The sequence below is a fragment of the Acidovorax sp. LjRoot117 genome (assembly GCF_964252695.1).
GTDB lineage: Bacteria > Pseudomonadota > Gammaproteobacteria > Burkholderiales > Burkholderiaceae_C > Acidovorax.
Window position 1 is genome coordinate 67,240 of the sequence record NZ_CAXUPO020000004.1, and the last position, 26,384, is coordinate 93,623.

Below are 26,384 nucleotides of genomic sequence, written 5' to 3' on the forward strand. Positions count from 1 at the left end.
TCTGTGCCGCCAGGAAGTCCTGCGGCAGGCGCTCGAAGTCGTTGTCGGTGAGGCCCTCGCCACCGCTGCGGTGTGGCTGGGCGGGCGCGTGACGGGCCGTCTGGCGAGTGCCGGCTGTGCATGGGCAGGCACCCGCTGATGGACGCTCTCTGGACCGCCCCCACCCTCAGGGGAGCGATGTGCGCCAGATTTGCCGCTCGGGCCGTGGCATCGGCCGCTTTACCGGGTGCGCAAAGACGCTCGTTAAGGCGTCAGCAGGCGGTCCCGGTGTCCCGGATTCGGGGTGTTCTGTTATTCATTGATAGATCTATATATAAATAGCAGTAGTAGTAGAGCCGCCCTGTTTCTGTGGACAAGGCCGGATTTGCCAATGCTGGCGCGCACTTGCGTCGCTTCAAACACTGTGGGACGCAGGGGTTGAACTTCGGGGCCGGCAGACAACAACTTCGGCCGCCGGCATCTTTGTGTGGATAACTGCCCGGTTGTTCGAAAAGTCTCCCCAGACTTATCCACAGGCGCACTGGTGCGGCCAGCCTGTGTGCCGCACCGCACCGCGCTGCTTTGCGCCGACCCAAAACAGCGGGCCGTGCTCCCAAGGAAAAAGCCCGGGGTCCTTTGCAGGACCCCGGGCCGTGGGTGGTGGCGTGCCTTGCGGCTGCCGCTGGTTTACTTGGCAGGCATGGCCGCACCGGCCGGTGCGGGTGCGGGCCTGCCTGCGTCGCCGTGGTGGTGGCGCTCGCCGCCCTTGCCGGGGCGGCCTTCGCCGTGGGGGCCGCCGCGGTGGTGGCGGTGCGCCTGGGCGTCAAACGTCTTTTGCTGCTCGGGCGTCAGCGTGGCGTAGAAGGCCTTGGTGGCCTCGCCACGGCGGTCGGCCTCGGCGGCGTGCTGGGCGCGCAGGGCTCGCATGCGGTCGATGCGCTCGGGCGTGGTCAGCTTGTCCATGTCCTTGCGGTCCAGGCGCGCGGTGCGCTCGCCCGGTTGCAGGGCCGTGGTGAAGGTGGTCCAGCCGGATTCCTGTGCGGGCGTCAGCTTGAGCTGGTCCTTCAAGGCCGCCATGCGTTTTGCCTGGTGGGCCTGACGGGCCTGGTGGCGTTCGTGGTGGTCCCGGCGCGGCTCGCCGGCCTGGCGGGCGTGGCGGCCCTCGGGGGCGGTGGCGCTGGCGGCCGCCGGGGCGGCTGCGGGGCTGGCAGGTGCCGGTTGTGCCAGAGCGGGCAGGGCCAGGGCAGCCAGAACAGCGGTGGCGACAAAGCGGCGTGGAAGTTGGAAAGCCATGGTGTGAGTCCTTTCACGGTGGAGGTGGCAGCCCGCTGTGCCAGGTTGGCTCAGCGGTTGAGGGTCAGTGTCCGCCTGCCATGTATCGCCGCCGTGCCCACTGGGTGAGGCTGTGTAAAGTTGTGACAAGAAGATCCGTACGCGGCGCGGACCTTGGGGCGGTATCGGCCTCTACCGCTCGTCCATCCGGCGTTGACAGCTATGAAATATGTAGCAATGCTCCCTAAGGATGCGCCGAAGCCTGCGGTGCGGCGCGAGACCGGTGCCCGCAGCCCCGACAATGGCGGATTCGCCGTTTGCCCGTTGTTCGCTCAACGCCTAGAAGAGAAGAAGGTTGTCCCGTGTTCAAGAACATGATCGTGTACCGCATTGCCCCCCAATGGCAGGTGGAGTTGACCCAGGTCGAGGAAGCGCTGGCCAAGGCGCCTTTCATGGAGTGCGGCGCCACGCAGGAGAAGTCCCTGGGCTGGGTGCCGCCACGCGGCGACGCCCACGGCCCGCTGGCCGAGTCGGTCGGGGGCCAGTGGATCCTGCGCTTCATGGTCGAGTCCAAGGTGTTGCCCGGTAGCGTGCTGGCGCGCAGGGTGAAGGAAAAGGCCGAGCGCATCGAGCAGGAAACCGGCCGCAAGCCCGGCAAGAAGGAAAGCAAGGAGCTCAAGGACGAGGCCAAGCTCGACCTGCTGCCCATGGCCTTCACCAAGCAGGGCTCGATGTGGATCTGGATCGACACGGCGTCCCGCCTGCTGGTGCTCGACACCTCCAGCCAGGGCCGCGCCGATGAGGTCGTCACACTGCTGGTCGAGTCGCTGCCCGGCCTGTCGGTGTCGCTGATCAACACCCAGACGAGCCCGCAGGCCGCGATGTCGCACTGGCTCAAGGAGCAGGAGCCGCCCGTGGGCTTCACCGTGGACCGCGAGTGCGAGCTCAAAAGCGCCAGCGAAGAAAAGTCCGTGGTGCGCTACGCCCGCCACGCGCTCGACATCGAAGAGGTGCAGGCCCACATCGACGCCGGCAAGCTGCCCACCAAGCTGGCGATGACCTGGGACGACCGCGTGTCGTTCATGCTCACCGAGGGCTTCCAGATCAAGAAGGTGTCGTTCCTCGACACGGTGTTCGAGGGCACCAAGTCCGACGACAGCGGCTTCGACACCGACGTGGCCATTGCCACGGGCGAACTGGTCAAGCTGATCCCCGACCTGATCGAGGCCCTGGGCGGCGAGGCGGAAAGCGGCGTGGCCAGCGCTGCGCAGGCGGTGGCGGCGGGTGGCGACAGCGCTCCGTCATCGGCCCCGGGTTCCGGCTCCGGCCTGGCGGCCGCCGTGCCGGCGCCGCCCCGAGGCAAGGATGTGACGGGCCGCGCGATCACCGGGCCGGCCACGGCACCAGTGGACACAGACCCCGAATCGGCGCCGTTCTGACGACCCTCGCCAGGGGCGAGTTCAACGCCCGGCAATCGCTCTCAGCGCCCGGTGAACCGCGGGCTCTGGCGCGCATGGAACGCGTCGACCCCGCTCTGGAAATCCTGCGTGCCCGCGCACTGCACGAACGCAGCGGCCTCGGCCGCCAGCTGCTCGGGCAGCGTGCGGTCCATTGAATCGCGCATCAGGCGCTTCATCGCGCCGTAGGCCTGGGTCGGGCCGCTCGCCAAGCGCGCTGCCAGCGCGGCGGTGGCCGCGTCCAGCTCCGCCGCCGGCACCACGCGGTTGACGAGGCCCAGGCGCAGGGCCTCGTCGGCGGTGAAGGCGTCGCCCAGCAGGGCGATCTCCAGCGCCTTGCGCACCCCCACCAGCCGGGGCAGCGCCCACGATGCGCCCACGTCGCAGCTGGTGCCCAGGTTGATGTAGGCCAGGTTGAAGCGCGTGCCTTCGGCCACCAGCACGTAGTCGGCCATCAGCAGCAGACTCAGGCCCGCGCCTGCGGCCACGCCGTGCACCTGGGCGATGACGGGGGCGTTCATCTGCGCCAGCAGCGGCAGCGCCTGGTTCAGCGGGGTGAGGATGTCGATGGCGCCTTGCACCGGGTGGGCCCGCAGCGTGGCCAGGTCGCCACCGGCCATGAAGCCCCGGCCGTTGCCGCGCAGCACCACGGCGCGCACCGTAGGGTCGGCGGCCAGGGCCTGCACCGCGGCCAGAAAAGCGTTGGCCATGGCCACGTCGATGGCGTTGAGCGCGTCGGGCCGGTTGAAGCGCAGCGTGGCGATGGGGCCGTCGCGTTCCAGCAGCACGGGCGCGGTGGGGTCGGTAGCGGTGTTGGTCATGTCCGAAGGGCTTGTGGTGCTTGGTGGCAGAGCGCTGATAGCTCCTGTTTTGATAGTGGCGGCGCGGCCGGCCCCGCGGCATCGGGGTTTTCCCCCGGTCGGGCGCCGCCGCCAGGGCGCTGCGGCGCCTGGGCCCCGGGCGGACCGGTCGTCGAAAAGGCTCTAATACGCACATGACCAAGACGACGACCATTGCCGCGACGGCTGCGACGGCCCCCACGCCCCGGCGCAAAAGTGGTGCTGCCGCGACCGCCGCCGCCCCCGCCATGGCGGCCCCGGTGTCGCCCCGCGAGCGCCAGCGCGAGGCCAAGCGCAACGCCGTGCTGCAGGCGGCCGCGCAACTGTTCAACGAGCGCGGCTTTCACGCCACCTCGCTCGACGACATCGCCGCGCGCCTGAACGTGACCAAGCCCACGCTGTACTACTACGTGAAGAACAAGGACGAGATCCTGCTGCAGTGCGTGAGCCAGGGCCTGACCATGATGCTGGAGGGCATCGACGCCTCGCGCGCAGCCGGCGGCCAGGCCATCGACCAGCTCATCACCTGCATGCAGGTCTATGCGCGCATCGTCACGCAGGACTTCGGCATGTGCCTGATCCGCATCGGCGACGAGCAACTGCCCCCCGCGGCCCGCAAGGAGCTGCGCCGCCTCAAGTCCGCCGTCGACCAGGAGTTCCGCCGCCTGGTGACCGAGGGCGTGGCAGAAGGTTCGCTCGCACCCTGCGACCCGAAGATGACGGCCTTTGTGATTGCGGGCGCTCTGAGCTGGATCGGCCGCTGGTACCAGCCCGGCGGGCAGTACACGCCCGAGCAGGTGGCGGAGCAGTGCATTGGTACGTTGATGGGTGGGGTGGTGCGGCGGGTGGATGGCACGGGGATGGCACAAGCCGTGCCGCCGTCTGTGTCTGCTTCAAAGCCAGCTCCAGGATCTCCCGTCGCCAACAAGCCCGTGCGCAGACGCAGCGCTGCGAAAGCAACAGAGCAAGAAGTCGCAGCTTCAAAAGCCGCGGGTAAGACCCGTTGATGCTTTCGCGCGTGAAATGGGCTGGCCCAGGATTGGTTGCGTGGCTTCAGGCAACTGCCTGCTGCAGTTCAAATCCATGAAGCGCTTGGAACAATTGCTCCACCTTGTGGCTTTCAAACACGCCGTCAGGCCCCTGCGAGTGGATGTCGGTAAAAGGTGACTCGTATAGCCGCGCAGCGGGCATGGCGCCATGCTCCGTCAGGTGCTGCACGATCTCTTCCACGAACTGCAGTTGACTGGCACTGGCAGTACCTTCCGCAATCAGATTGGCAAATGCGGCCATGGCTGCCTCCCTGTCCAGGCCCACCAAAGAACGCACAAACACCTGCAGGCTGGTGTGCAGCGCAACGGCGCGCTGGATGTCACCGTCGGTACCGCCCGCTTCGTGCAGCAGGGCTTCCAGCTCCTTCAGGTCGGCAGCGGTCAGGGGCTGATTGCGGCGCAGCTTGTGCAATGCCAGTCGGTCTTCATGCGCGCGCAGGAAGACCTTGGCCTTGGAGCGAAAACGTTCGTAGTCCACTGCACTCGCGACCAATGGCAAGGCCACTTCGGTCGTCTCGCCAATGTCGTCTTCGAAGTCGGTATAGACCACATTGCGGCCACTTTTTTCAATCAGCTTGATGAGGCTTCGCAGCTTGCGCCGCGCCTGTTCGAGCATGGGCAAGTTCACGTCCTGCCACCACTCATCGCCCGCGATGGCCTCGATCAACAGCAGATGCTCACGCACACTGGGCACATTGGAAAGCTCCAGCAGGCTGTCAGCCAGTTGCTGCACCTTGACTTGCAGGCGGGGCAACGAAGGCTCGCTGCGCAGCAGCGCCAGTTGCGTGTTCAGCAGCAGTGCATCAAAGCGCTTGGCATCCTCATCGTCATCGCGCACAGCCGTGGGCAGGCCGGACAGGTGGGTAGCCACCTCGGCCAACTGTTCGGTCGTGGGCCGTTTCCACGCATCCAGCACGGCCCAGGTCTCCACCCAGCGGCGCTGGGGGCGCACCACGAAGTTGTCCAGCGACATACCTGCCACCATGCTGTGCAGCAGCGCCGCGGTATCGCGGCGGATGACAGGCTCGGTCAGCACGAAGGACTGCTGCGCTTCCTCGGCCACGCCATGCATCTGCTGGCGCAGATCCAGCAGGCCGATAAGCTCCAGGCGTGCATTGAACAGCCGCTGCGATAGCGGCTGTGCCAAGGCACCTTCGCTGCCTTCCAGTTCCTGGCTGAAAAACTCCAGGTTCTGGCAGAAGTCAAAAATCAAGAAGTCCTTCTTGTCCTGCCCCGGGCCATACAGCTCCTTGCACAGCCGCGTGCCGCGCCCCACCATCTGCCAGAACTTGGCTTTGGAGCGCACGATCTTGAAGAACACGAGGTTCACCACCTCAGGCACATCGATCCCTGTGTCCAGCATGTCCACCGAGATGGCGATGTGTGGCATGCGGTCTTTTTGCGAGAAGTCGTCGATGAGCGACTGGGCGTATTCGGTCTTGAACGTGATGGTGCGAGCGAACTGGCCCCGGTATTCCGGGTAGCTCAGATCAAAGCGCTGCTGGATGAACTCGGAGTGCTTCTGGTTCTTGGCAAAGATGATGGTCTTGCCCAGGCGGTCGCCGCCCGCCACCTTGTGGCCCTCGTCCATCAGCAGGCCGAGCATCTTGTCCACCGTGTCGGTGTTGAACAGCCATTTGTTGACGGCTTCCGCGCTCACTTCATCGGGGGCGTCACCGCCTTCCTCATCCCATTCCAGTGCATCCCACTGTTCTTTTTCGTCGTCGCTCAACTCGTCGTAGCGAATGCCCTGGCGCTGGAATTTCAGCGGCACCGACACCGCCCGAGGCGGGGCCAGATAGCCCTCGGCAATGGCATCGTCCAGCCCGTAGGCATCGGTGGGTACGCCGCTTTCCAGGCCGAACAGGCTGTATGTGTTGCGGTCGATCTCATCCTTGGGCGTGGCCGTCAGGCCCACCAGCAGCGCATCGAAGTAGCTGAAGATGACGCGGTACTTCTGGTAGATGGAACGGTGTGCTTCGTCCACTACGATCAGGTCGAAGTGCCCCACGCCAAAGCGGCGTTTTCCTCCACCCGCACTTTCGTTAATGAGGCCCATCATCGTGGGGTAGGTCGACATGTAGACCCGCCCCTCGGTGGTACGGTCGGTCACCAGGTTCACGGGGGCCGCGTCGGGCAGGTGGGCCTTGAAGGCGTTCACGGCCTGGTTCACCAGCGCCACACGGTCGGCCAGGAACAGTACGCGTTTGGCCCAGTTGGCGCGCATCAGCAGGTCCACCAGTGCGATCACCGTGCGGGTCTTGCCCGCGCCGGTGGCCATCACCACCAATGCCTTGCGGTGCTGGTCGCGCTCAAACGTTTCGGCAATGCGGCGGATGGCGCGCTGCTGGTAATGGCGCTCCACAATACCTGCCGCAATGGGCAAGCCGGCCAATGGCTTGCGCGTGGTGCGGCGCTGGGCCATCAGCTCCAGCTCGTCCCGGGTGTGGAAGCCTTGCACTGGGCGTGATGGGCTGGCCAGGTCGTCCCACATCCAGTGCTCGTAGCCATTGGTGCCATAGATCACGGGGCGGTGGCCGTACTGCTTTGACAGGCAATCGGCATACAGGCGGGCCTGTTGTTGACCTTCGTTGGCACTGCGGCGGGTGCGCTTGGCTTCAACAATGGCCAGCGGCACTTCGCCGCTCCACAGCACATAGTCCACAAAGCCCTTGCCTTCACCTCCAGCGTTGTTGGGCATGCCCTGCACTTCAAACTCGCGGTCGCGTGGCTGGTCCAGTGCCCAACCCGCTTCCTTGAGCAGCAGGTCGATGAACAGGTCGCGCGTGGCGGCCTCGTTGTAGTCGTGCGCTGTGGCGGGCTGCGCAGCATTGGCGGCCTTGGCGGCGGCGATCTCCGCGCGGTAGCGGGCCAGTTCCGCGTCCAGCTCGGCATTGCGGGCGGCGGCCTCGCGCAGGGCGGCATCGCGTTCGGCCAAGGCCTGGGCCTGCTTGGCCAGTGCCTCTTGTGCTGCAGCCTGGGCGGCGCGGCTGGCAGCCTGTTCAGCGGCTGTGGTGGTGTTGACGGTGGTAGGGCGGGGCAGCAGGTCAGCGCGAAACTGCAGGCCTGCCGCAGGCCGGTCACCCACGCGGCGCGCATAGTGCTGCGCCAGCCAGAACGCCACATGGAACAGCTCGCGCAATGCATTGAGCGCATCTTGCGGTGGCACCGGGCGGGCATGGTGCACAGCCTGGTTGCCCAGTCGGCGGATCACATCCATTTTGGTGTGCACCGTCGGCCCCACCAGTTGCTGAAAACTGGGCTCGAACAGGAAAGCCGACAAATCCGCCTTGTACGGCATGCGCAGGCTGCCTCCCCGGCCGCATTCAGCCTGATACAACCAAGCCACGGCCAGCTCCAGCGCGCGGCGGGCGTAGAAGCACGCGGTGCGGGGGTCTGTATGGGCGGCGGCTTCGGCGCGTCGGGCTTCGGCCAGCAGGTCGGGCCAGTCGGGTTGCAGAAAGCTGAAGTTCGATGTAGCGCTGCTCACGGGGACTCCCTCTTTGTCATCCAGTCCACTGGTACACAACCCATTGGGCAGTGGTTTAACCCGCTATCTAAAGCCCTGCACAGGGAAATTTGCTTTAAACAGCTTATATAAGTCATTGTTTTTAAACAATATTTTTTGTTCTATAAAGCACTGCTAAACACTTTTATGCGTTATTGCATACCAGCGGGCCCAACGGCGCTCGCCTTTCAGGGCCAGTTTGTTTTCCGCCCGCAGTTCCAGCAGAAGGCTCCGCAATGCGCTCGCTGAGTGTGTGGGGAGCACCTGCTGCAGTTCCGACACAGGGGCACCCTGTTCCCCCTGTTTCATCACATGCTTCAGCAGCAGCGCCTTGTTCGTGTCGCGATCCAGGCCGCGTTGACGCGTGTAGGTGCCTTTAGCACCCAAGGATGCATACAGGGCTTCTGAGAGCATGTAGCGGGTGCCTCGGCCTCTGCCCATGGACTCAACGGCACCCACCGCCATCAGGCTGGGCAAGCGCTCTTTCAGTGTGGGGCTGAGCGGTTTGCCCTGCTCCAGGCATTCCAGCGCCAGATAGTCCAGCGTCGAAAAACTGCGCAGCGTCTCGTCCCCCAGCCTCTCCATGAACCGGACAAACGCCGGGTTGCGCACGCCGCCCTCCAGCGTCAGCCGCACCTCGTGCGCGGCGGTGCCTGCAAAGCTGGGCAGGGGCTTGCCCTGGCGCACGGCGCTTTCCATCATCAGGTTCAGGCCTTGGCCGGATCGCTCGATCAGCCCGCAGCGCCCCAATGCCTCGGCCAGGCGGCGATTGCGTGGGTATTGCTGGTCAATGATGTTCTCGGGTGTGATGCCGGGTGGCAGGCCGCCGGGGCTCACCACCTCCAGCCGCTTGGCAAATTGGCGCACAAAGATGGAGCCGCCCAGGCGGTAGTCGCGGTGGGCCACCGCGTTCAGTAAGGCCTCGCGCACGGGCACCTCGTCAAACGTGGGCAGGTCCATGCGGAAGAAATCGTCCTGGTAGCTCTGCCGGTCGTTGCGCAGGTTGATCTTTTTCCACAGCGCGTCTTGCCAGGCAAAGAAGCCCGCGCGGTATTCCTCGCGGTCGGCCGCCGGGCCTGCGGCTTCGGACGAGCGGTACTCGAACACCAGCTCGGCCTGCGCCAGCCACCGCGTGAGGCCCGCGCGCGTGCCAAACAGGATGAGCGCTGCATAGCTCACCTGGTCGCCGTCTACCAGCAGCTCGGTATCGCGCAGCGTTTGCAGGTCGCTCAGCTCGCGCCTGCGTGGGTCGCCGGTCTTTTGGGCCCAGCGCTCGCGGAACAGGGCGATGGATTCGGGCTCCAGGTCGACCAGCGTGGCACCGGGGCAAGGCTGGGCTGAAAAGTCGGGGCCTGTTTCGGCAAACATCTCCCTCAACTCCTGGCCGCTGAGGGCTGCCAGGTCGTCACCTGCGCGCTTGAAGTAACGGCCATCGATCTCCCATGCTGTGCCCGGCAGGCGTGGCGGAACGTGAACGATCACCACGCGCCCTTCGGGCAGCAACAGCTCTTCCACCGGAATGCGGTGTCCCAGCCGCGTGTGCAAGCCTGCCTCGGTGCGGCCCGGCTCCTCGAAAGCCTGGGTGCCCACAATGCGCCGGGGCCGCATGTCCGTCACACCAAACACCATGGTGCCGCCGCCCTCGTTGGCCAGGGCCACGCAGTACTTGAGCAGCTTTTCAAAGTCGTAGCGCTGCTTGGCCTCCTTGAACTCCAGGCGCTGGCCTTCGGGTTCAAGCAGCCATTGTTGAAGCTGGGTGACGGAGGTGGGCATGGCGTGGGCTGGACTGTGGAGCTTAGAGATTCCAGTGGCGCTGACGGGCCTCAGGCGGCAACGTATCGATGATGTATTTCAGCGGGATCACCTCGTTCTTGGGTGTGCGCTCGTAGGCGCTGTCGTGCGATGCCGTCTTGGTCTGCCCAAACTTCATGTCGCTGCAGTAACGGACGGCCCATTCCAGGCTTTCCACCACCGACCGGCTGAGCTTGCTGAAATCGGCATCACGCAGGGCCGTGAGTTTCTTGTCATTGCGGCGCAGGGCGGCACGCATGGCGTCGTCGTCAAAGTCGCTGAACATCCGTTCGCCAATAAGCACCCGCGTGGCGTCGTAAGCCGACTGAGGGACCGGGCCATGGGGTAGTGCGCAATAGGTCTCGTTGTAGATCTGGTGTCCGTAGTGCTCCAGATGGTGCCTGTCCGCAAAGTAGATCGCCTTGAGGGAGTTGTAGAGATCGCCATCGGGCATGCGCTTGGCAATGAAGATCAATGCTTCTAGGCCGATGGACGCTTCCAGTTGCTGCAATTGCGCAAGGCTTTGGGCCGGAGAGCGTGGGGCAGCCAGAGTTAACTCACCACTGAAGGCCCTCTGCTGCAGCGAGGCAAACAGCGCATCCAGCGCGGCCAGGGCGCGGCGGTGGGTGGTTTTGAGGGCTTCGATGGAGGCTATGCGGGTGGCGAAGGTTTGTTGGAGGGGGAGGGGGGGAAGTGGCACCTCCAAGGCAGAAATTTCCTTCGTGTTGATGTTGTATTGCACGGATGATTTCCGAGAAGCGTTCAGAAAGATATTGCGGCCTCCCGGTGTTCTGAGCATTTGCCGAATGAACTCAGGTAACGCTTTGTCAGCCCGGAACCTCAAGCGCATGAGGTGAGAGTCAAAAGCCCACAACTCGTCTCCCGGTTGAGCTACCACGCATTTACCAAGATGCTCCTGACTAGCGATTGCCCGCGCCATGAGCAGGTCTCCCGCTTGGACGCTGTGCCGCTCAATGGCTGATGTGGGCAAATCAACGTACTTCTTATCTTCAAGCGTCAACTGCCAGTCTTGAATGTTGGCGACTCGAAGACATAGCCATGAGCCTTTCTCTGCTTCAGCAGGGATCATCGTTCCAAAAATTGGAGAGGTCTCGAAAAGCTCTGACATGCAGCGCCACTCCCAGCGCTTGGTGTTGTCCAGTGGGTCCCCAAACATATCGAGAAAGAGGGACTGGGTGAGTCTGTCGAGCAGGGCCAGGGCGGTGCGGCGTTGGGTTCGGAGGGTTTCGGTTTGATCGAGGATGGTGGCAATGCGGCGTTGTTCTTCCAGCGGGGGGAGGGGGATCGCCTGATCAGCGAGAAAACTTGCAGGAACCCGTCTTTGCCCGCCGCTGCCTGTCATGCGGCGCTGACCATTTGCACGCACTTCTTCGAGCCGCAGGTAATGGTGCAGATACCGCGACTCTGCGATCCCATGGCGTGCCCGAACGACGTGGAACTCTGTGGAGCCGAAGCCATGTGGACGCGGTAAGCGGGCTTGGGCAATTTTTCCGTTTTCAAAGCAAGGGGTGATCTTTGCCACCAATACATCGCCATCGAGAAACGGCGTGAAGCCTTTGGCTACTTCTGCGTAGGGCCGATCTTGTGTCGTTTCTACCTTGGCAGATTCGGCGCTCAGTGACGCCATTGGCACAAAAGAAACTAGTTCTTCCGCTGGCAGCTTTTTGCCCAGCGTGGGGTTTAGCTCGGCAATGTCTGTCAGCTTGGCGGTTGGGAATTTCGCGCTCACTTCAACATCCCCTCCAACACCCCCATCCCCCGCGCAATCTCCTCTTCAAGCGCCCGCAGCTCCGCCAATATCTCCCCTGGCGCCAGGTGCTGCACCTGTTCATGCACCACTTCCTTGTAGCGGTTGATGCTCAGGTCATACCCATTGGCCTCGATATCGGCCTTGGGCACGCAAAAGCTCTGGGCGGTGCGGGGGCGGGTGAGTTCAGGGGAGGGGTGGGATTGCGCCCCGGCTTGGACTGGCTCAGCCCGAACGGTTTGGAGAGAGCGCCAGCGCTGCAGCACGTCGGGCAGGTTGTTTTTGGCGTGCTCTGCTTCTGATAGCTGACTGCGCCCGTCCTTAAAGCGCTGCAGGCCCAAAAGGCTGGTATCCAGCAGGGGCTGGCGCTTGTCGTCCAGGCTCCAGCCGTCGGCTTGCATGTCGTAGAACCACACCTGGTCGGTGCCGCCGCTCATGGTTTTGGTGAAGAGCAGGATGGCGGTGCTGACGCCCGCGTAGGGCTTGAACACGCCGCCGGGCAGGCTGATGACGGCATCCAATTTTTGCTCTTCTACCAGCTTGCGGCGCAGTTCTTTGTGGGCCTTGCTGCTGCCGAACAGTACGCCGTCGGGCACGATGACGGCGGCGCGCCCGCCAGTCTTGAGCAGGCGCAGGAACAGGGCCAGAAAGAGCAGCTCGGTCTTTTTGGTTTTGACGGTTTGCTGCAAATCCTTGGCGGTGTTTTCGTAGTCGAGGCTGCCCGCAAAGGGCGGGTTGGCCAGGATGAGGCTGTAGGCCTCGGCGTCACCCGCCGCGCCTTCGGCCAGCGAGTCGCGGTATTCGATGGCGGGGTGCTCCACGCCGTGCAGCACCATGTTCATGCTGCCGATGCGCAGCATGGTGTTGTCGAAGTCGTAGCCGTGGAACATGCCGTTGTGGAAGTGCTTGTTCTGGGCGGGTACGCGCAGCATGTCGGGGTAGGTGCGGCGCAGGTATTCGCCTGCGGCCACCAAGAATCCGCAGGTGCCCGATGCGGGGTCGCAGATGGTGTCCTGGGGCGTGGGGGCGGTGAGCGCCACCATCAAATCGATGATGTGGCGCGGGGTGCGGAACTGGCCGTTCTGCCCGGCGGATGCGATCTTGCCGAGCATGTACTCGTACAGGTCGCCCTTGGTGTCGCGGTCGTCCAGGGGGATGGTGTCGAGCAGGTCCACCACCTTGGCCAGCAGGCCGGGTGTGGGGATGGTGAAGCGGGCGTCGCGCATGTGGTGCGCAAACGCGGTTTCAGCCGCAGGGCCGCCCGACACTTGCAGGCCGCGCAGGAAGGGGAAGACCTGGTTGCTGAGCACGTCGAACATGTCGGCGGGCGCCATGTTCTTGAAGCGTGACCAGCGCATGTTTTCCAATGGCCTGCCGTTGGGGTCGAATCCCTCGGGGATGATGCGCACCGGCGCTGTCTTGAGGCGCAGGGCCTTGTTGTCTTCGCGGGTCTGGTCGCTGTCGAGCGCGCGCAGAAAAAGCAGGTAGGTGATCTGCTCGATGACTTCGATGGGGTTGGCGATGCCGCCGGACCAGAACGCGTTCCAGACCTGATCGACCTTGTTTCTCAATTCACCGGTAAGCATGGGGTAGCGCGCAGCCAAAGAACGTAAAGCGGCGAGTCTGCCATGGTCAGGCGCTGCCTGTCTGGGCTGTTTTGTGCTGTTTTTGGCCTGTAGCGCTTGCCTGATAGGCGCCAGCAGCTATCAAAAACGGAGTCAACCGCCCGCCGCCCCCGCCAGGTCATCCAGGATCGGGCAATCTGGCCGCTCGTTGCCCTTGCAGCACGACACCAGCGTCTGCAGGCTGCGTTGCATGGCCTGCATCGAGGCAATGCGCTCGCTCAGGTCGTCGATGTGGGCCTGGGCGATGCGCTTGACCTGGCTGCTGGCGCGGCTGCGGTCGTGCCACAGGGCGAGCAGCTCGGCGATCTCTTCCATCGAGAAGCCCAGGTCGCGGCTTCTGCGGATGAAGTGCAGGGTGTGCACGTCCGCCTGGGTGTACTGGCGGTAGCCGCTGTCGGTGCGGGCCACGGCGGCCAAGAGGCCCAGGGACTCATAGTGGCGCACCATGCGGGCCGAGATGCCCGCGCTGCGGGCGGCCTCGCCGATGGTCAGGGGCCGGCCGTGGGGGATGGCTGCTTTGCCAGTGCCTTTGCTGCTGCTGTCCGCAAGGCCCGGGGCGCGGGGGGCGGTGGCGGCGCTCATGGCGCGACGGTATAGCCTTCTTCGGCGATGGCCGCGGCCAGGGCGGCGCGGGGCGTGGTGGCGTTGCCGACTTCCACGCGGCCGGTGCTGCGGTCGATGCGCACGGTGGCGCCGGGGTCGGCGGATTGCACGGCCTGCGTCACGGCGCGCTCGCAGTGGCCGCAGGTCATGCCCTGCACGTCAAAGAGCTGGGTGGAGGAAGCGGCATGGGGGGTGTCGTTCGTGGTCATGGTGGCTCCTGGAAGTCCTGTGGGGGTGGTCCGACGGGTATCGGTAAGGTGTCAGGGCGCCAGCGTAAACCTTCACACGATGGCAAGGTCAAGGCCCATGCAACGACCCCACGGCCTGTGGGCAGGCCGGGCGCGGCTGTGCGGACTGTCTGCTATTGAAAATATAGCTGCCAGCGCACTTCCATCCAGCGGTAGGGGCCTTTTTGTTTGAACGAACTACTTGGGCCGGGGGCGGCGCACGCCGGCGTCGGGCTGCACCAGGCGGCCTGCGCGCAGTTCGGTGATGGCCACGGACAGCGCCTCGGCGGCGCCGCGCACTTCGGCCTGCATGGCGGTATCGCGGTCCAGCACCTCGTGGCTTTGGGCGTAGCTTTCGTAGTAGCCGATGTAGCGGTCCAGCCGTGCCTTGGGGCCGGCGTCGATGAAGCCCATCCAGTCGAGCCAGTCAGACAGGCCCCGGCGCGTCATCTCGATGCCGGCCACGTCGCCGTGCACGGCCAGCGCGTAGGCGCGGCCGGCCAGGTGCTTGGGGTAGTCCCAGCCCGCCAGTTCCAGCGCCTTGGCCTCGGTGGCCTTCTTGCCGTGGGTGGTGGTGGGGTCGGGGTTGCCGCCATCGGCGCAGACCAGGCGGTCGATCATGAGCTTGAGCGGGCTTGGGGCCTGGTACCAGTACACGGGGGTGATGATCATCACGCCATGTGCGGCGGTGAAGCGTTCGTAGATCTCGTTCATCCAGTCGCCGGTCTGGCGCTCGGCATGGTTGGGGTAGCAGCTGCACGGAAAGTGGCACAGCGGCATGGCGGTGGACACGCAGCCCTTGCACGGATGGATGTGGCGCCCGTAGTCGGAGGTGACGCGGCTCAGGTCGAGCAGGTCGACTTCGATCTGCGCGCCCGCCAATACGTCGCGCGCCATGTTCAGCATGCGCCAGCTCTTGGAGATCTCGCCGGGGCAGGTGCCGTCGTTGCGGGCCGATCCGCACACCAGCAGTGCGCGGGCTGGCGCGGCCTTGTCGGCCCAGCGGGTGCGTGCGGCGTCGATGCGCTCCTTGGCCTCGATCCAATCCACCGACAGGTCGTAGTCCGGGTCGGCATAGCCCGGCCCGGCCTTGCGGGTGCGCGGGGCCTTGCGGCCTTCGTCGTAGTTGCGCCAGGCGATGGCCTCGATGCGGTCGAGCGCGTCGGGGGCTTCGTCGGCAAAGCGCGGGTCGCGAAAGTCCTGCAGAAACCGCTCGCGGAATTCGGCGCGCTCCAGCGGGGGCGGGGCCTGGCCGGTGCGGGGTTGCGGGGGCGTGGTGTTTTGGGTGGGTGTGGGGCCGGTCGTCATGCGGCCATTGAGCGCTGCAGGGCAAGGCGGTGCTATCGGACAACATGCCGTGAAGGGCTCGGAGCCGCTTGACCTTGCCATCATGTCAAGGTGTACGGTAGAGCAATGCACCCCCTGAGATGCTGAGCATCTTCCCCCTCTCCTTCGGGAAGGGGACGCACCCGGTGGCCCGGTAAAGCCGGTTCCACGGGTGCACTGGCATCGGCCGCGCTGGTGCGTTGGCGGGGGGCGACATACGCAACCCAGAACTCATAAATGCATGACGACAAACACTATCGGTACCTCTCCCACATCCCTCGCCGCGGTCACGGACTCGCTCGACCTGGGCATCGGCGGCATGACCTGTGCCAGCTGCGTGTTGCGCGTGGAGCGCGCGCTGCGCAAGGTGCCCGGTGTGCAGGACGCCACCGTGAACCTGGCCACCGAGTCCGCGCGCGTGGCCTGGGCGCCGGGCGGGGCGGCCGGTGCTGTAGACGCGGCGGCCATGGAGGCGCTGGTGCGCCGCGCGGTGCGCAACGCCGGCTACGAGCCGCGTGCCGCTGGGCAGGCCGATACTGCCGAAGACCTGTCGCCCTGGGCGGGCTTCCTGCCCGTGGGCATCGGCCTGCTGCTGTCGGCGCCGCTGGTGGTACCCATGTTGGGAGACTTTTTCGGCCAGCAGTGGATGCTGCCCGCGTGGGTGCAGTTCGCGCTGGCCACGCCGGTGCAGTTCATTCTGGGCGCGCGCTTCTACAAGGCCGGCTGGCATGCGCTGAAGGCGCTGGCGGGCAACATGGACCTGCTGGTGGCGCTGGGCACGAGCGCGGGCTGGGGACTGTCGGTGTGGCTGTGGCTCACGGCGCCCGCGGGCCACCCGGGGCAACCCGGGCATGTGCCGCACCTGTACTTCGAGGCTTCGGCCGTGGTGATCACGCTGGTGTTGCTGGGCAAGTGGCTGGAGGCCCGTGCCAAGCGCCAGACCACGGCGGCCATCCGCGCGCTGCACGCGCTCAGGCCCGAGGTGGTGCACCTGTTGACCCAGGCCGGCGAGGCGGATGTGCCCGTGGCCGAGGTGATGGTGGGCGACCGCCTGGTGGTGCGCCCGGGCGAGCGCATCCCGGTGGACGGCACGGTGCACGAGGGCCACACGCAGGTCGATGAATCCATGCTCACCGGCGAACCGCTGCCCGTGGCGCGCGATGTGGGCGCGGGCCTGACAGGCGGCTCCATCAACGGCGACGGCCGCATCGTGATGGCGGTGACCGCCGTGGGCGCCGAGACGGTGCTGGCCCACATCATCCGCCTGGTGGAAGACGCGCAGGCCGCCAAGGCGCCCATCCAGCGCTTGGTGGACGAGGTCTCGGCCATCTTCGTGCCGGTGGTGCTGGGCGTGGCGCTGCTCACCCTGCTGGGCTGGCTGTGGGCCGGCGCGGGCGGGGAGGTGGCGCTGATCCACGCCGTGGCGGTGCTGGTGATCGCCTGCCCCTGCGCGCTGGGCCTGGCCACGCCCGCGGCCATCATGGCGGGCACCGGCGTGGCGGCGAAGCACGGCATCCTCATCAAGGATGCGCAGGCGCTTGAGCTGGCGCACAAGGTGGACACGGTGGCCTTCGACAAGACCGGCACGCTCACCGTGGGGCAGCCGCGCCTCACCGCGTTCGAGGTGGTGGCGGGGCAGGACGAAAGCGTTGTCCTGGCGGCCGTGGCCGCGGTGCAAAGCGGCAGCGAGCACCCGCTGGCCCGCGCCGTGGTGTCCGCTGCCCGGGCGCGCGACCTGCCCATGGCGCAGCCTGATGCCGTGCACGCCGTGCACGCCGTGCCCGGCCGCGGCACGGAGGGTGAGGTGCAGGGGGCGAGCTACCTGGTGGGCAGCCTGCGCTGGATGCAGGAGCTGGGCGTTGACCTGGGTCCGCTGGCCGCGCGCGCCCAGGCATTGCAGGCCGAAGGCGCCAGCGTGTCGGCCGTGGCCCAGCGCAGTACACAGGGCGCAGAAGGCACACACGGAGCAGGGGGCCTGGTGCTGCGCGCCGTGATGGCCTTTGGCGACGAACCCAAGCCCGGCGCGCGGGAAGCGCTGGCGCAACTGAAGGCGCGGGGCATCCGCACCGTGATGATCTCGGGCGACAACCGGGGCGCGGCCGAGGCCATGGCCCGGCGGCTGGGCCTGGACCCCGCGGCGGGCGAGGTGATGGCCGAGGTGTTGCCGGGGGACAAGGCGGCGCAGGTCGTGGCTTTGCAGGCGGGCGGCAAGACAGTGGCTATGGTGGGAGATGGCGTGAACGACGCACCGGCGTTGGCCGCAGCCGATGTGGGCATGGCCATGGGCAACGGCACCGATGTGGCCATGCATGCAGCCGGCATCACCCTGATGCGCGGAGATCCCCGGCTGGTGGCGGCGGCGCTGGACATCTCGCACCGTACGGTGATGAAAATTCGACAGAACCTGTTCTGGGCCTTTGCTTACAACGTGGCCGGGATTCCCCTGGCGGCGCTGGGTTATCTGAGCCCGGTGGTCGCCGGCGCGGCCATGGCCTTGAGCTCGGTCAGTGTGATGGCGAATGCCCTCTTACTGAAGCGGTGGCGCATGTGATAAATACGTACAGCACGGTCATCGATGTCTGGCAAACTGCAACTTTTTGTTGCAGAGCAGCGCGGGGGCGCGGCTCGCGGCTTCTCCATACCGATACAAGGACGACACATCATGAATCTCTTTTCGTTCATGCGGCAGTTCACCATCCGAATGCGCATGCTGGGGGCCATTGCGGTGGTCCTGGGGCTGCTGGGCCTGCTCGGTGGCGCAGGCATGCTGGGCATGTTCCGCATCCACGACATGAGCCAGGACTTCGTGGACAACTCGTTCGCCAAGGTGGGCTACATGGCCGAGTTGCGCGGCGAGATGGGGGCCATCCGCCAGCACGAAAAGGACATGATCATCGGCTATGAAAAGACCGAGGCCGTGAAGGCCGCGCACGCCAAGTGGCTGGCCAGCCAGGAGAAGGCCAAGAAGATCGCCGCGAAGTTCCTGGAAGGCGAGGAAGACGCGGACAACGTGGTGGTGCGCAAGGTCATCGCCAAGCTGGATAGCTACCGCGATCTCTTCGGGCACGTGGCCCGCCAGCTCGAAGCCAGCGGCTACGACACCGCCACCATCGCCAACCGCATGAGCGGCAAGGCCGTGGCCGAGTTCGACCAGGCCGACAAGCTCGTGAGCGAGCTCGACACCGTGCTGCGCGCCGATGTGGACACGGCCATTGCGCAGCAGGCGCGCGTATCGAGCGAGACCAAGTGGCTCTTCGTGCTGGCGGTGCTCATCACCGTGGTGGTGGTGGTGCCGACCACGCTCATGAACATGAACTCCATCTGCAACCCGCTCGAAGAAGCCCGCCGCATGGCGCAGGCGATTGCGGGCGGCGACCTGTCGCAGAAGATCGAGGCCGAAGGCAAGGACGAAGTGGCCGACCTGCAGCGCGCACTGCGCGAGATGCAGCAGGGCCTGGGGTCGCTGGTGGCGCAGGTGCGTGATGCCAGCGGCAACATCGCCACGGCCAGCCAGGAGATCGCCACGGGCAACCAGGACCTGTCGCAGCGCACCGAGCAGACCGCCAGCAATGCACAGGAGGCCGTGTCCTCGCTGTCGCAGCTCACGTCCACCGTGCAGCAGACGGCGTCGTCCTCGCAGATGGCCAACCAGCTCGCCGCATCGGCATCGAACACCGCCACGCACGGCGGCTCGGTGGTGCAGCAGGCGGTCTCCAGCATGCAGGAAATCTCGGCGTCCAGCCGCAAGATCGGCGACATCATCGGCCTGATCGACTCCATTGCCTTCCAGACCAACATCCTGGCGCTGAACGCCGCGGTGGAGGCCGCCCGTGCGGGCGAACAGGGCCGGGGCTTTGCGGTGGTGGCCAGCGAGGTGCGCAGCCTGGCCCAGCGCAGCGCGGCCGCGGCCAGCGACATCAAGGGCCTGATCAACAACAGCGTGGCGGCCGTGGACGGCGGCGTGCGCCATGTGGAAGGCGCGGGCACGGCCATGAAGGAGATCGTGGCCAGCGTGCAGCGCGTGGGCGACATCATCGGCGAGATCACCGCGGCGGCGTCCGAGCAGTCGGCCGGCATCGGCCAGGTCAACCAGTCGGTGGGCGAGATCGACCGCATGACGCAGCAGAACGCGGCGCTGGTGGAACAGTCCGCCGCCGCTGCCGAGTCGCTGCGCGAGCAGGCCGCGCGCCTGTCGCAGGTGGTGCAGCAGTTCCGCCTGGCCGATTCGATGGGGCACAGTGGGGCGCACCACGGCTCACACTCTGCGCCAGTGGCAGCTCCGGCACAGCAGCGGCAGGCGCTGGCGGGCGGTGCGTCGGGCCGGGCACTGCTCTCCCGCTGATACGGCGCACTGACGCGGCCCGCACGACCGGGCACCCAGGCCCTGCAGGCATTCTTGGCTTGCAGGGCTTTTTTCATGGGCGGGCCGCACCAGCGCTTTCGTTCTGGCTTCGGCCTCGGCTGCCGAGCCGGTGGCGTGGCTGGTTGCGGAGTGTTTGACCTGCGTCATGCGCCGCGGCGCGGCTGCATGCCATTCTCGGGCTGTTGTTGTGTTGTCCACCCGGGAGAGTTGCCATGCCGTCCATCAGCCTGCGCACCATTCGCGAAGAGCATGCGTCGCTGGCGGCGGTGCTGCATTCACTGCGCCTGTTGCTCGACCAGGGGCCGGGCGACGCACCCGCCGCGTTCTTCGACGTGATGCGCGCGATGCTGTTCTACATCGACGAGTTTCCCGAGCGCCAGCACCACCCCAAGGAATCGCAATGGCTGTTCCCCAAGGTGGCCGAACGCTCGCCCGATGCCGCTGCCGCCATTGCGCAGCTGGAGCGTGAACACGCAGGCGGCGAGGCGGCGGTGCGCGAGCTGCAGCACCTGCTGCTGGGTTGGGAACTGATGGGCGAGTCGCGCCGCGAGGTGTTTGCGGATGCGCTGCGCAGGTATGTCGGCTTCTACCTGGAGCACATGCGGCTGGAGGAGGCCGTGGTGCTGCCGGCCGCGCAGAAGTGTCTGGCGGAGGCCGACTGGACCGCCATCGACGCCGCGTTTGCAGGCAACGCCAACCCGCTGGCGCACGGACCTGCGCGCGACCCGGCCTATGACCGCCTGTTCACCCGCATCGTGATGCGGGCGCCGAGCCCGATCGGGCTGGGTTGAGCGCAGGACAGCGTCAGAGTGCCGGAGGTTGTACAGACTCGCAGTCTCCCGCACCGCGCTGCCAAATCACCCCACACCGTTCACGCTGAGCCTGTCGAAGCGCCGCGCAGGGCTTCGACAGGCTCAGCCCGAACGGTCGGTGAGATGCCACCCTGCAGAACGATGCAACAGTGTGGATGGCGTGGACTGAGCGAACGGTGCGGAGCGTCAAGCAGCCCGCCGGGCTGTTCCCGTCACGCCGCCAGCGCAGGGTAGTCCGTGTACCCCTCGGCACCGCCGCCGTACAGCGTGGCGCGGTTCACCTCGTTCAACGGCGCGTCCTTTTGCAGGCGCTGCACCAGGTCCGGGTTGGCGATGAACGGGCGGCCGAAGGCCACGATGTCCGCGCCGTTCGCCAGCGCCGTTTCGGCCAGGGCCTTGTCGTAGGCGTTGTTCACCATCCACGCGCCCTGGCCGCCGGCTGTGCGGTATGCGGCCTTGAGCGCGTTGTAGTCGAAGGGGCGGTCCGGAATGTCGCGCGGGCCGCCCGTGGCGCCTTCGATCACGTGGATGTACGACAGGCCCAGCGGGCCCAGCTGGCGCACCACGTAGTCGAACAACGGCTGCGGGTCGGCGTCCACCACGTCGTTGGCGGGCGTGACGGGCGACAGGCGGATGCCGGTGCGGCCGGCGCCGATCTCTGCGGTGATGGCGTTGACCACTTCGAGCAGCAGGCGGGCGCGGTTCTCGATGCTGCCGCCGTAGGCGTCGGTGCGCTGGTTGGCGCCGGTCTTGAGGAACTGGTCGATCAGGTAGCCGTTGGCGGCATGCACTTCCACACCGTCAAAGCCTGCATCGATGGCCGCGCGAGCGGCGCGGCGGTAGTCATCGACGATGCCGGGCAGCTCGGACTGCTCCAGCGCGCGGGGCACCGACGTTTCGGTGAAGGTGGGCACGCCGTCCTTGATGAGCACGGTCTTGGTCTTGGCCTGGATGGCCGACGGTGCGACGGGTGCGGCGTTGCCGGGCTGCAGGTCGGTGTGCGAGACGCGGCCCACGTGCCACAACTGCACCACGATCTTGCCGCCCGCGGCGTGCACGGACGACGTGACCTTCTTCCAGCCGGCGATCTGCTCGGGCGCATACAGGCCCGGCACGTCGGCATAGCCCTGGCCCTGGTGCGAGATGGCGGTGGCCTCGGAAATGATGAGACCGGCGCTGGCGCGCTGCGTGTAGTAGGTGGCCACGAGGTCGGTGGGCACGGCATTGGGCGAGCGGTTGCGCGTGAGCGGCGCCATGGCGATGCGGTTGGCCAGTTGCAGGTCACCGGCTTGGACGGGGTCGGACAGGAATGGCATGGGATGAAACTTCCGGATAGAGCGTGGGATGAAAACGTCGGCAGGGGCCATCGGTCGAAAGCCGAAGGTTAATGCTGCAGCGCAAAACGTGCAGCGCACTGGCGTCAACAAGGGCTCTGGTTTTGTGCTATTGGCCCCAGCGGCCCCGCTGCGGGCCGTGGCGCTGCCCGGCCAGCGCGCTAAAGGCGGCTGCGGCAAAATTGCACGCCATGCCCTCCCATCCTGCACCGCCCGGCGCGGTCCGGCCCTTGGCCACGTTGCCTGCCACGTTGCCCGCGCTGTGGCTGGCGGTGGCGCTCTCCATGGGCGCTGCGGTGTCGCTGGGCATCACACGCTTTGCGTATGCGCTGTTGCTGCCCCCCATGCGCGAGGACCTGGGCTGGACCTACACGCTGGCCGGGGCCATGAACACGGTGAATGCGCTGGGCTACCTGCTGGGCGCGCTGGCCACACCGTGGCTGCTGCAGCGCGTGGCCCCGGGCAAGGTGCTGGTGGCGGGCGCCGTGTTGGCGTCGGTGTTCATGGGGCTCAGCGGCTTCTTCGTGGATGCGGTGCCGCTGCTGCTGCAGCGCCTGCTGGCCGGTGCTGCCAGCGCGCTGGTGTTCATTGCGGGCGGGCTGCTGGCGGCGCGCCTGGGGGCGCATGCGGTGGGGCGCGCAGGGCTGCTGCTGGGGCTGTACTACGGCGGCACGGGCTGGGGCATCAGCCTGTCGGCGCTGCTGGTGCCTGCGGTGCTGGCGGGCGCACCCGGGCCGCATGCCTGGGCGTGGGCCTGGTGGGCGCTGGCCGTTGCCTGCGCCGGTGCCACCGCGGTGCTGCTGTGGCCCGCGCGCCGCCTGCAGGCGCTGGCGGCACCGGCAGCGCCTCCCACGCCGTTCAATCTGCAGCATCCACCCGCCCGGGTGAGCTGGCGGGCCCTGGGGCCTGCGCTGCTGGGCTATGGCCTGTTCGGCGTGGGCTACATCGGCTACATGACCTTTGTGGTGGCGCTGCTGCGCGAGCAGGGCGCCAGCGGCACCGCGGTGACCTGGTTCTATGCGCTGCTGGGGCTGGCCGTGCTGCTGTCCTCGCGCATCTGGGCGGGCCTGCTGGACCGCAGCCGGGGCGGGCAGGCGCTGGCGCTGCTCAACGGCCTGCTGGGCGTGGCCACGGTGCTGCCGGCGCTCACGTCCGCGTGGCCGGTGGTGCTGGGATCGGGCTTGCTGTTTGGCGGGGTGTTCCTGTCGGTGGTCGCATCGACCACGGCGCTGGTGCGCCACAACCTGCCCCAGGTGCTGTGGGCCAGCGGCATCAGCGCGTTCACCATCGTGTTCGCGGCTGGACAGATTGTCGGGCCCACGGTGGTCGGCTGGATCGCCGACGGCCCGGGCGGCCTGGCGCGCGGGCTGGTGTTCTCGGCCTGTGCGCTCTGGGCGGGGGCGCTGGTGGCGTCGCGGCAAAGGCCGCTGGCGGGCTCTGGCGCGGGCGGCTGACCGGGGGTGTGGGGCGAGCAGGACCCTGCACAGATGCCGCGCTGGCGGTTAGTTGGTTTTCGCATATCCAAGTGCGAAACCAGTGCAAGCCGCCAACGGCCCGCTGCCTAGAATTTTTCTCTCATGCCATGGGCGGACCCGCGCCGCACCGTGGCCGCATCCGACGCATCCCGAGAGGACATTCCCCCCATGGCAACGACAACACGCAGAAAAAGCATCCAGGCCGCGGCCTTGCTGGTAGGCACGGTATTGGGCTTCAGTGCCCTGGCGCAGACACGCGAGGTGGTCATCGGCTACCAGGACATGGTCGTGCCGTGGCGCCATGCACAGGAAACGCGCGAGGTCGAAAAGCGCACGGGCTACAAGGTCACCTACCGCAAGCTGGGCAGCGGCGCCGAGGTGGTGCGCGCGCTGGCCTCCGGCGCCATCCACATCGGCGAGGCGGGTTCGTCGCCGTTCGCATCGGCCATCTCGCAGGGCGTGCCCATCGAGGTGTTCTGGGTGCTGGACAACATCAACGATGCCGAGGCCCTGGTGGCGCGCAATGGCTCGGGCGTGAACACGCTGGCGGACCTCAAGGGCAAGAAGATCGGCCTGCCCTTCGTGTCGACCACGCACTTCCACGCGCTGGTGGCGCTGCAGGACGCGGGCGTGGACCCCAAGAGCGTGCAGATCGTGAACCTGCGCCCGCCCGAGATCCTGGCGGCCTGGGAGCGCGGCGACATCGACGCGACCTTCGTGTGGGACCCGGTGCTGGCCAAGGCCAAGGCCAACGGCAAGGTCATCGTGACCTCGGGCCAGATCGCGGCCAAGACCGGCAAGGCCACCTTCGACGGACTGGCCGTAACCAAGGCCTTTGCCAAGGAGCATGACGGCTTCCTCGCGCAGTTCGTGCAGGTGCTGGCCGATGCCGACAAGGCCTACACCGGTCACAAGGCTGCCTGGACCGCCGAGTCGGCCGAGGTCAAGTCGCTGGCCAAGTGGAGCGGGGCCGAGGCGCCCACCGTGCCTGCGAGCCTGGCGTTGTACGCCTTCGTGCCGCCTGCCGAGCAGGCATCCAACCAGTGGCTGGGTGGCGGCAAGGACTCGGGCGTGGCCAAGTCGCTGGCGGCCACTGCGGCCTTTTTGAAAGAGCAGGGCACCATCCAGAACGTGCTGCCCGACTATTCCGTCGGTGTGAACCCCGCCTGGGTGCGGCGTGCCAAGTAGGCACGGCGACGGCGCAGAACCAGGCCTGCAGATACGGGGCCTGAACGTGCGCTATGCCGGTGCCCGCCAGGCGTCGACGGTGCTGGCGCTGCAGGACGTGGACCTCGACATCGCCCGCGGCGAGCTGGTGGTGGCGCTGGGCGCCTCCGGCTGCGGCAAGACCACGCTGCTCAACTGCATCGCGGGCTTCACCGAGGCGTCGTCCGGCAGCATCACGCTGAACGGCCGCGCGGTGACCGGGCCGGGTGCGGAGCGCGGCGTGGTGTTCCAAAAGCATGCCCTCATGCCCTGGCTCAACGTGGTCGACAACGTGGCGCTGGGCCTGCGCCTGCGCGGCGTGCCGCGCACCGAGCGTCGTCGATTGGCTATCGAGAAGCTGGCCCTGGTGGGCCTGGAGGCCTTTGCCGACGCGCCCGTGTGGCAGCTGTCGGGCGGCATGCAGCAGCGCGTGGGCATGGCCCGCGCCCTGGCCAGCGACCCCGACGTGCTGCTCATGGACGAGCCGCTGGGCGCGCTCGACGCGTTCACCCGAGAGTCGTTGCAAGAGCTGGTGCTGCAGCTGTGGCAGCGCACAGGCAAGACGATTTTTTTCATCACCCACGATGTCGAGGAGGCGCTGTTCCTGGCCTCGCGCCTCATCGTGATGACACCGCGTCCGGGCCGCATCGCGCAGCAGCACGCGCTGGCCTTCAACACCGACTACCTGGGTGGCCGGGCTGCGCGCGCCGTGAAATCGGATGCGCAGTTCATCGCCTGGCGCGAACGCGTGCTGGACTGGATCGCGCCCGCCGTGTTGGCAAATGCGGAGCCCACGCATGCCTGACGCGATGGGCCAGATCCTGGTGGTGCCGGGCATCGGACGCGATACGCCCGGTGCAGCCGTGTCCGGTGCACCTGCTGCGCCGCACGTTGCACCCGCAGCGTCCTCGCTGCGTGCGGTCGCGCCGTTTCGCCTGCCCGGCAGCGGGCCGAGCCGTGCCATCAGCGCCGTCTGCGTGGCCGCACTGGTAACGCTGTGGTGGCTGGCCACGCACCTGGCCTGGGTGCCGCCCTTGTTCCTGCCCGCACCCGATGCCGTGCTGCGTGCGTTCGGCGATGCCTGGCGCGGCAACATCCAGGGCGGCGAGCCGCTGTGGAAGCACCTGCAGTGGAGCGCGATCCGCGTGTTCGGCGCCTTCGCCTTGGCGGCCGTCACGGCCGTGCCGGTGGGCATCGCCATGGGCGTGAGCCGCGTGGCGCGCGGCGTGTTCGACCCGCCCATCGAGTTCTACCGCCCGCTGCCGCCGCTGGCCTACCTGCCGCTGATCGTGATCTGGTTCGGCATCGACGAGACCGCCAAGATCCTCTTGATCTACCTGGCCTGTTTTGCCCCCATCGCGCTGGCCGCCAAGGCCGGCGTGCGCAGCGCGAGCGTGGAGCAGATCAACGCCGCCCTGTCGCTGGGCGCGGGCCGATGGCAGCTGGTGCGGCACGTCATCGTGCCCGCTGCGCTGCCCGAGATCATGGTGGGCCTGCGCATCGCCATCGGCTTCGGGTGGACCACGCTCGTGGCCGCCGAGATGGTGGCAGCCACCGTGGGGCTGGGGCAGATGGTGCTCAATGCCTCCAACTTCTTGCGCACCGATGTGGTGGTGATGGGCATCCTGGTCATCGGCCTGGTGGCGTGGACCTTCGACTGGTTCATGCGCTGGCTGGAGCAGCGCTTCGTGCCCTGGAAGGGGCGTTAGCCGCCGAGCCGGCTCGCAGCTGTCGCGCGCCACAGCGCATG

General features: G+C 66.8%; 19 protein-coding genes. 9 read left to right on the top strand and 10 right to left on the bottom strand.

Annotation, left to right across the window (positions count from 1 at the left end; translation table 11 throughout):
• Window positions 1-666: 666 nt before the first annotated feature.
• Entirely contained in the window at window positions 667-1,272 is a 606-nt protein-coding gene (locus ACSQ3D_RS13525; protein ID WP_056410707.1) for a Spy/CpxP family protein refolding chaperone, read from the bottom strand.
• Between the two features lie 341 nt (window positions 1,273-1,613).
• Here ACSQ3D_RS13525 and ACSQ3D_RS13530 point away from each other — a divergent pair, with 341 nt between their 5' ends.
• Window positions 1,614-2,690, top strand: coding sequence for a recombination-associated protein RdgC (locus tag ACSQ3D_RS13530; protein ID WP_396504194.1), 1,077 nt, complete (start codon window positions 1,614-1,616; stop codon window positions 2,688-2,690).
• A gap of 41 nt (window positions 2,691-2,731) precedes the next feature.
• On the opposite strand, the gene ACSQ3D_RS13535 is transcribed toward ACSQ3D_RS13530, so the two are convergent.
• Entirely contained in the window at window positions 2,732-3,529 is a 798-nt protein-coding gene (locus tag ACSQ3D_RS13535) for an enoyl-CoA hydratase/isomerase family protein (protein WP_436127259.1), read from the bottom strand.
• 173 nt (window positions 3,530-3,702) lie between these two features.
• Between ACSQ3D_RS13535 and ACSQ3D_RS13540 the strand changes: the two genes are divergently transcribed.
• Window positions 3,703-4,554 carry a TetR/AcrR family transcriptional regulator gene (locus tag ACSQ3D_RS13540; RefSeq protein WP_436127260.1) on the top strand — a complete coding sequence of 284 codons (852 nt, stop codon included), beginning with the start codon at window positions 3,703-3,705 and terminating at the stop codon, window positions 4,552-4,554.
• Between the two features lie 46 nt (window positions 4,555-4,600).
• Here ACSQ3D_RS13540 and ACSQ3D_RS13545 read toward each other — a convergent pair whose 3' ends face one another.
• The 7 genes from ACSQ3D_RS13545 to ACSQ3D_RS13575 form a co-directional block, all read right to left on the bottom strand.
• On the bottom strand, window positions 4,601-8,086 hold the full coding sequence (locus ACSQ3D_RS13545; protein WP_436127261.1) for a DEAD/DEAH box helicase family protein: 3,486 nt from the start codon (window positions 8,084-8,086) through the stop codon (window positions 4,601-4,603).
• 153 nt (window positions 8,087-8,239) lie between these two features.
• On the bottom strand, window positions 8,240-9,877 hold the full coding sequence (locus ACSQ3D_RS13550) for an ATP-binding protein (protein WP_436127262.1): 1,638 nt from the start codon (window positions 9,875-9,877) through the stop codon (window positions 8,240-8,242).
• Window positions 9,878-9,899: 22 nt separating this feature from the next.
• Window positions 9,900-11,645 carry a restriction endonuclease subunit S gene (locus ACSQ3D_RS13555; protein ID WP_436127263.1) on the bottom strand — a complete coding sequence of 582 codons (1,746 nt, stop codon included), beginning with the start codon at window positions 11,643-11,645 and terminating at the stop codon, window positions 9,900-9,902.
• A complete protein-coding gene (locus ACSQ3D_RS13560) occupies window positions 11,642-13,249 on the bottom strand; it encodes a type I restriction-modification system subunit M (protein WP_436127264.1) in 1,608 nt (535 codons plus the stop codon). The genes ACSQ3D_RS13555 and ACSQ3D_RS13560 overlap by 4 nt, the downstream gene beginning before the upstream one ends.
• Before the next feature lie 132 nt (window positions 13,250-13,381).
• The gene (gene cueR / locus ACSQ3D_RS13565; protein ID WP_436127265.1) at window positions 13,382-13,870 is read right to left on the bottom strand and encodes a Cu(I)-responsive transcriptional regulator; all 489 of its coding nucleotides are present in this window, start codon (window positions 13,868-13,870) and stop codon (window positions 13,382-13,384) included.
• A complete protein-coding gene (locus ACSQ3D_RS13570) occupies window positions 13,867-14,100 on the bottom strand; it encodes a heavy-metal-associated domain-containing protein (protein ID WP_056410694.1) in 234 nt (77 codons plus the stop codon). The genes cueR and ACSQ3D_RS13570 overlap by 4 nt, the downstream gene beginning before the upstream one ends.
• A 216-nt stretch (window positions 14,101-14,316) precedes the next feature.
• Window positions 14,317-15,426 (bottom strand): flavodoxin family protein, encoded by a 1,110-nt coding sequence (locus ACSQ3D_RS13575; protein ID WP_436127266.1) that lies wholly within the window; start codon window positions 15,424-15,426, stop codon window positions 14,317-14,319.
• Window positions 15,427-15,685: 259 nt separating this feature from the next.
• On the opposite strand from ACSQ3D_RS13575, the gene ACSQ3D_RS13580 reads away from it, so the two are divergent.
• The 3 genes from ACSQ3D_RS13580 to ACSQ3D_RS13590 all read left to right on the top strand — a co-directional run bounded on the left by ACSQ3D_RS13580 (window position 15,686) and on the right by ACSQ3D_RS13590 (window position 20,598).
• Window positions 15,686-17,995: a heavy metal translocating P-type ATPase gene (locus ACSQ3D_RS13580; RefSeq protein ID WP_436127267.1), complete on the top strand. Its 2,310-nt coding sequence runs from the start codon at window positions 15,686-15,688 to the stop codon at window positions 17,993-17,995.
• A gap of 111 nt (window positions 17,996-18,106) precedes the next feature.
• The gene (locus tag ACSQ3D_RS13585) at window positions 18,107-19,786 is read left to right on the top strand and encodes a methyl-accepting chemotaxis protein (RefSeq protein ID WP_396504201.1); all 1,680 of its coding nucleotides are present in this window, start codon (window positions 18,107-18,109) and stop codon (window positions 19,784-19,786) included.
• 233 nt (window positions 19,787-20,019) lie between these two features.
• Window positions 20,020-20,598 carry a hemerythrin domain-containing protein gene (locus ACSQ3D_RS13590; protein ID WP_056410683.1) on the top strand — a complete coding sequence of 193 codons (579 nt, stop codon included), beginning with the start codon at window positions 20,020-20,022 and terminating at the stop codon, window positions 20,596-20,598.
• Window positions 20,599-20,831: 233 nt separating this feature from the next.
• On the opposite strand, the gene ACSQ3D_RS13595 is transcribed toward ACSQ3D_RS13590, so the two are convergent.
• The gene (locus tag ACSQ3D_RS13595; protein WP_396504202.1) at window positions 20,832-21,935 is read right to left on the bottom strand and encodes an alkene reductase; all 1,104 of its coding nucleotides are present in this window, start codon (window positions 21,933-21,935) and stop codon (window positions 20,832-20,834) included.
• A 209-nt stretch (window positions 21,936-22,144) separates the two neighbouring features.
• Between ACSQ3D_RS13595 and ACSQ3D_RS13600 the strand changes: the two genes are divergently transcribed.
• The 4 genes from ACSQ3D_RS13600 to ACSQ3D_RS13615 all read left to right on the top strand — a co-directional run bounded on the left by ACSQ3D_RS13600 (window position 22,145) and on the right by ACSQ3D_RS13615 (window position 26,343).
• Window positions 22,145-23,407 carry a YbfB/YjiJ family MFS transporter gene (locus ACSQ3D_RS13600; RefSeq protein WP_436127268.1) on the top strand — a complete coding sequence of 421 codons (1,263 nt, stop codon included), beginning with the start codon at window positions 22,145-22,147 and terminating at the stop codon, window positions 23,405-23,407.
• A gap of 189 nt (window positions 23,408-23,596) precedes the next feature.
• The gene (tauA, locus tag ACSQ3D_RS13605; RefSeq protein ID WP_396504204.1) at window positions 23,597-24,616 is read left to right on the top strand and encodes a taurine ABC transporter substrate-binding protein; all 1,020 of its coding nucleotides are present in this window, start codon (window positions 23,597-23,599) and stop codon (window positions 24,614-24,616) included.
• Complete coding sequence (locus ACSQ3D_RS13610; protein ID WP_436127269.1) at window positions 24,606-25,439, top strand: taurine ABC transporter ATP-binding protein; 834 nt, start codon at window positions 24,606-24,608, stop codon at window positions 25,437-25,439. The genes tauA and ACSQ3D_RS13610 overlap by 11 nt, the downstream gene beginning before the upstream one ends.
• Window positions 25,432-26,343: an ABC transporter permease subunit gene (locus ACSQ3D_RS13615; RefSeq protein WP_436127270.1), complete on the top strand. Its 912-nt coding sequence runs from the start codon at window positions 25,432-25,434 to the stop codon at window positions 26,341-26,343. The genes ACSQ3D_RS13610 and ACSQ3D_RS13615 overlap by 8 nt, the downstream gene beginning before the upstream one ends.
• The last annotated feature ends 41 nt before the right edge of the window (window positions 26,344-26,384 follow it).